This is a genomic window from Streptomyces sp. NPDC050619, assembly GCF_040654815.1.
Lineage (GTDB): Bacteria > Actinomycetota > Actinomycetes > Streptomycetales > Streptomycetaceae > Streptomyces.
The window spans coordinates 112,893-118,892 of sequence record NZ_JBFAIR010000036.1 but is presented as its reverse complement, the minus strand read 5'-3'; the positions used below and the strand labels follow the sequence as shown (position 1 = coordinate 118,892).

The following is a 6,000-nucleotide window of genomic DNA, read 5'->3' as shown; positions in this document are numbered from 1 at the left end:
GGGCTGCATTCCGCTCGCCTGCGCGATCGCCGACAGGCTCAGCGCCCCGCCGCCGGTCTCCAGCGCCAGCAGGATCCCGCCGACGGGGAACGCCGGGGTGGCCGGGGCGCGGGTCTCAGGCCGCCGCCCCCATCGCCAGCACCGACGTCTGGCTCCCGAAGGCGAACGACATGGACACCGCGAGCTCGAACGAGGTGTCGCGGGCGCCCTCCGCCACGTGGTCGTGGTCGCACTCCGGGTCGGGCGTCGTCAGATTGATGGTCGGAGCCAGCCGCTGGTGGTGCAGCATCAAAGCGGTGGAGGCCGCGTTGATGATCCCAGCCAGGCCGAAGGTGTGACCGTAGATCGGCTTGTTGGAGCTGATCGGGGGCAGCGCCCCGAGGCCGCGGCCGGGATACAGCGCGCGCAGGGCCCGGCTCTCGGCGAGGTCGTTGTAGCGGGTCGCGGTCCCGTGGGCGCAGAAGTAGCCCACCTCGTCCGGGCGGCGCCCGGCCTCCTCCAGGGCCTCCACCACCAGACCGGCGGTGACCTTGCCGGTCAGGTCCATGGTGGTGGGGTGGTCGGCCTCGTTCATCGAGGCGTGGGCGAGGACACGGGCGTACACCCGGGCCCCGCGCCGCAGGGCGGTCGACTCCCGCTCCAGGCACAGCACCACGGAGCCCTCGCCGAGGGCGAACCCCTCGCGGTCGGCGCTGTAGGGGCGCACCGCGCGGGACGGGTCCTCGGACTCCGTGGAGAGCACACCGTTGCCCAGCGCCCGGTAGCAGTGCGCCACCTCGGGCAGGATGGGGAACTCGTGGCCGCCGACCAGGACGGCGTCGCTGCTGCCTGCCCGCAGCTCCCGCAGGGCCAGGCCGATCGCCTGGTGGCCGCCGACGCAGGCGTTGCTGACGGTCGTGACGAGGCCCTGCGCCCCGGTGTGGATGGCGGCCAGGCTGGCAGGGGTGCCGGGCAGCCCGCGGAACATGGCGCCCTTGTCGTCGTACGCCGTCGGGTCCTCGCCGCGCAGCACCGGCTGCCACCAGGAGAGCGGGCCGCGCGACGAGGAGAAGATCACGCTGAGCCGCCGGGGATCGACGTCCCCCTGGCCCAGGCCCGCGTCGTCGCGGGCCTGGACGAGCGCGGACATCGCGATCAGGATCTCCCGGCTGTACTTGCGGGCGTGGGAGGGGTCGAGGCCGGGCAGGCGGGCGGTGTGGTCGAAGTCGCGTATCTCGGCCGCCGCGTGCACGGGCAGCCCCTCGGCGGGGCCGTCGAACCGGGTGAGGGCACCGATCTGGGACCGCCCGCCCGAGACGTGCTGCCAGAATTCCGCGGCCGATCCGGTACCGGGCAGCAGGGTACCTATCCCGGTGATGACGACGGGGTCGTCGGCAGGTCGGTCAGTCATCGTCGGAAACTCCTTGCCGCGCGGGATCACTGCGTGTCTCCCGCGCCGGACCGGTGGGGGTGGGACGTCCGTAGGTGAGGGCCACGACGGCGACGGCGACGGCCGCGAGGACGAAGGCGGGCACGGCGGTCGACTCGGGGCCCCAGGTGTTGACGAGGAGGCCGCCGACCGCGCCGCCGATGGCGATGCCCAGGTACAGGGCGGAGCTGTTGAGCGCCACGGTGAAGGGGCCGCTCGCCTCGCTGAACGAAAGCAGCCGGTGCTGCTGGGGCACGAGGTACATCCACCCCGTGGCGCCCCAGACGAACAGCGCGACGCCCGCCCCGATCAGGGACCCGGACCACAGCGGCAGCAGGGCCAGGTCCACCGCCATGCCGCCGACGGCGAGCAGGAGCACCGCCCGGTTGCCCAGCCGGTCGGTGGCGATCCCGGCGACGGCGTTGCCCGCGACGGCGCCGACGCCGAAGACGAACAGCAGCACCGACAGCGCCCGCCCGCCGTGGGTGGCGTCCTGGAGCACCGGGCCGATGTACGTGTAGACCACGTGCTCGGAGGTGACGGCGAGCAGGGTGACCGACAGGGTGATCAGGACGGCCGGGTTGCGCAGGCCCGAGAGCCGTTCGGCCAGCGGGTGCCTGCCCGCGGGCGCCAGCCTCGGCAGCATCAGGACCCCCAGCACCGCGACCGCGCCCAGCGCGGCGACCGCCCACAGCGTGGCCCGCCAGCCCGCCAGGCCGCCGATCCAGGTGCCGATCGGCACCCCCAGCGCGGTGGCCATGGTCAGGCCGCCGATGACGATGCCCAGCGCCCGGCCCCTGCGCTCCTCGGGGACCAGGGACGCGGCGGCGGCGGAAGCCTGGGGCGTGTACGAGGCGGCGCCGAGCGCGGCGACGAACCGGCCCGCCGCGACCCATCCGTAGGAGTCGCCCAGTGCGGAGACCACGTTGCCGGCGATGAACACCCCCAGCCCGCAGGCCAGTACGGTCCGGCGGGACAGCGAGCCGGTGATCGTGGCGCTGACCGGGGCGAACAGCGCGTACGTCAGGGAGAACACGGTGATCAGCTGACCGGCGGCACCGGGCGAGACACGGAGGTCGTCCGCGATCTCCGGCAGCACACCGGCGATCACGAACGCGTCCGTGCCGATGGCGAAGGCGCCCACCGCGAGCAGCCAGAGCACGGGCGGGGTGGCGTTTTTCACGGGAATCCTTGAAATCTTGTGTTCAGGTTCGGCCGGTGCGATCAGCGGCTGCGGGGAAGACCGGCCGCCGACCACACGGCGTCGAGCGCCTCGACGAACGCCTGGACGTCCTCGGCCGTGTGACGGGAGGTGGGCGTGACGCGCAGCCGCTCGGTGCCCTCGGGCACGGTCGGCGCGTTCACCGGCTGGACGTAGATGCCGTGGTCGCCCAGGAGCAGCGCGCTGACCTCCTTGTTGCGGTGCGGGTCGCCGACGAGCACCGGGACCACGTGGCTGTCCCGCGAGATGACCGGGATGCCCTGCGCGGCCAGTCCCTCCTTCAGCTCCGACGCGCGCGCCCGCAGCAGGTCCCGCTGGGTGGAGTCGTGGCGGACCAGACGCAGCGCGGACAGCGCGCCGGCCACCAGCGGCGCCGGGGCGGACGTGCTGAAGACGAACGGGGCCGCGAAGGTCCGCACGCTGTCGATGACCGAGGCCGGCCCGGCGATGTAACCGCCGGCCCCGCCGAGCCCCTTGCCGAAACCGCCCTGGAAGACGGTGATCCGGTCGCGGACGCCCTGCTCTTCCGCGTAGCCGGAGCCCTCCTCGCCGTAGATGCCGACCGAGTGGATCTCGTCCAGGTAGGTCAGGGCGCCGAACTCCTCGGCGATGTCCACGATCTCCCGGATCGGGGAGAAGTCGCCCTCCATGGAGTACAGGGACTCGAAGGCGACCAGCTTGGGCGCGTCCGGGTCCGTCTCCTCCAGCAGCTTGCGCAGGTGGCCCGTGTCGTTGTGGCGGAAGATCCGCTTCTGCGCGCCGCTGTTGCGGACGCCCTGGATGATCGACGCGTGGTTCAGCTCGTCGGAGAAGATCACCAGCCCGGGTATGCGCCGGCCCAGCACCGACAGGGTGGCGTCGTTGGCCGCGAAGCCGGTGCTGAACAGCAGCGCCCGCTCCTTGCGGTAGAGCGAGGCGAGTTCGGCCTCCAGGTCCTCGTGGAAGGTGCTGGTGCCCGAGATGCTGCGCGCGCCGCCGGTGCCCAGGCCCACGCCGCGCACCGCGTCGGCGACCGCGTCGATGACCGTCGGGTGGTGGCTCAGTGAGAGGTAGTCGTTGGAGCACCAGACGGTGATCTCGCGCGGACCGTCGGCGGCGTGGAGCACGGCCCGCGGGGCCGTCTCGGCGCGGCGCTCCAGATTCAGGTACGTCCGGTAGCGCCCCTGCTCTTTGGCCGACGCGACGTCCTGGGCGATGTGTGACAGAGCCTGCATGGGTGGTGTTTCCCTTTCTGGCATGGGGGTCAGGCCGCGAGCGGGCCGGTGCGCAGCGCGCCGCGGCGCAGCGCGGGGGAGGGGCGGTAGTGCCCGTCCCGGTGTTCGTCGTCGAGGTTCTCCAGCAGGGCGAGGACCGAGGGCAGCCCGATCCGCTCGCCCCAGGCGACCGGCCCCAGCGGGTAGTTGGTGCCCAGGCGCATGGCGGTGTCGACGTCGGGGGCGCTCGCCAGGCCGTCGGCCACCGCGTCCAGCGCGATGTTGACGAGCATGGCGACGGTGCGGAACACCAGCAGCCCCGGGATGTCGTCCACCGTGCTGACGTCCTTGCCCAGCAGCTGGAACAGGCCCACCGCGGCGTCCCGCGAGGCGTCAGACGCCCCGCCGCTCACCGCCAGGGCGGTACGGGAGGAGGTGGCGAAGTCCAGGCTCAGGTCGAACAGGACGACCGGACGTTCCGTACGCCGGGCGTGCCGGTCGGCCGTACGCCCGTCGGTCAGACGCAGCAGCGTCCCGTCGGGCAGCTCGAACATCCCGTCCAGCGCGCTGCCGGCGGCGGCCGTCACCCGCTCGACGGGGATCCCGGCCGCGACGAGCACGTCCACGAGTCCTCCGGCGGGCCCGGCGTCACCGTGCAGACGCACCAGACGCGGCGGCGGTACGGACACCGGGGCGCGGGTGTCGGGAGCGGGCCGGGCGGCGCCGGGCCCGTGGTCGTAGAACCCTCGTCCCGCCTTGCGCCCGAGGTACCCGGCCTCCACCAGCTTGCGCTGGACGAGGGAGGGGGCGAAGCGCGCGTCGTGGTGGAAGGCGCTCCACACCCCCCGGGTGACCGCTTCGTTGACGTCGTGGCCGATGAGGTCCATCAGCGCGCAGGGGCCCATGGCGAAGCCCCCCGAGCCCGTGAGGACCGCGTCGATGGTGGCCGGTGACGCCGCCCGCTGTTCCCGGGTGCGCAGCGCCTCCCCGTAGAAGGGGCGTGCCACCCGGTTGACGATGAATCCGGGCAGGTCGGCGGAGAGCACCGGGGTCTTTCCCCAGCGTTCCGCGGTCCTGCGCAGGAAACGGGTGGTGCGCTCGGCCGTGGACGGCGCGGAGACCACTTCGACCAGCGCCATCAGCGGAGCCGGATTGAAGAAGTGCAGGCCCGCGAACCGGGCCGGGTTTTCCAGGCCGGCGGCGAGAGCGGTCACGGAAAGGGAAGAAGTGTTGGTGGCGATAACGACTTCCTCGCCCACATGCTTCTCGATGTCCGCCAGAAGTGCGGACTTGGCCGCCATATCCTCGTGCACGGACTCTATGACGAGGCCGGCCGATGCCGCTTCCGGCAATTCTTCCGAGGTGGTCAGCCGGTCCAGAGCGGCGAGCGCTTCCTCTTTGCCCAGCCGTCCCTTGTCGACCAGCCGGAGGATGCGGTTCTCGATTTCCTCCCGGCCTCGGCGGGAGCTCTCCGCGCGGCGGGTCAGCAGGAGCACCCGGTGGCCGGCGAGGAGCGCGACCTGGGATATCCCGGTTCCCATGGCGCCGGCTCCGACGACGGCCACAAGGTCGTCCGGTTGCTTGTATAACTTCACAGGATTCCTCGGGGAATAGGCTTTTGCGCTGTGGCGTCCGACCTTCTGTGGCAGCACCTTCACCCAACGTAATGCACCCGCTCGGCCATGGCCGGGGTGTGCAACATGCCGTTCATAGAAGGTTCATAGAGGGTTGTGCGCAGGTGGGAGAAAAGGCAACGCGAACGGCGTCCTCGGCAGAAAAACCGGTTAGCGGGCCGGTATTTTCTATGGCGTGTTCTTTTCGGTGGAATGGCGTGGGGCGGCCGTCCGGAGGGGCCTGTTCCTTGGGCGGAGCGATCGGCCGGCCGCGAGGCGAGCACGCCGCCGGTGGCCGGATTTCCGCGGTCCACGGGGCCCGTCGGGATACCCGGGAACAGCCCGGGGTGTTCTGCGGCGCATCGGGCCCGTGGAGTCACGGGATTCGTGCCCGGCGCGTCGTTCACGAGCCGGGTGCTCCGGCCAGCGCACACGGCCGGCCTCGTGGCCTTCCGTACGCGTGTGTCAGGGCGGATTCGACCGGGCTTGTCCCCGCGGCCGCGGGCGTGGCGGCGGCCGAACGGTGTCCGGCGGTCCGGCCGTACGGAGCGCGGCCGCGATGTC

The 6,000-nt window shown here is 72.2% G+C and carries 4 protein-coding genes; all 4 read right to left on the bottom strand.

The features are described 5' to 3' along the window. Positions 1-115: 115 nt before the first annotated feature. The 4 genes from AB0I77_RS41615 to AB0I77_RS41600 are packed head-to-tail and all read right to left on the bottom strand — an operon-like array spanning position 116 to position 5,418. Entirely contained in the window at positions 116-1,390 is a 1,275-nt protein-coding gene (locus tag AB0I77_RS41615; RefSeq protein ID WP_363288041.1) for a beta-ketoacyl-[acyl-carrier-protein] synthase family protein, read from the bottom strand. Beyond that, the gene (locus AB0I77_RS41610) at positions 1,383-2,591 is read right to left on the bottom strand and encodes an MFS transporter (RefSeq protein WP_363288040.1); all 1,209 of its coding nucleotides are present in this window, start codon (positions 2,589-2,591) and stop codon (positions 1,383-1,385) included. Before AB0I77_RS41610 ends, AB0I77_RS41615 begins: the two co-directional genes overlap by 8 nt. A 41-nt stretch (positions 2,592-2,632) precedes the next feature. Further along, positions 2,633-3,844, bottom strand: a complete 1,212-nt coding sequence (hemA, locus tag AB0I77_RS41605; protein WP_363288039.1) for a 5-aminolevulinate synthase — start codon at positions 3,842-3,844, stop codon at positions 2,633-2,635. A gap of 29 nt (positions 3,845-3,873) precedes the next feature. Further along, positions 3,874-5,418 (bottom strand): 3-hydroxyacyl-CoA dehydrogenase, encoded by a 1,545-nt coding sequence (locus tag AB0I77_RS41600; RefSeq protein ID WP_363288038.1) that lies wholly within the window; start codon positions 5,416-5,418, stop codon positions 3,874-3,876. Positions 5,419-6,000 lie beyond the last annotated feature (582 nt).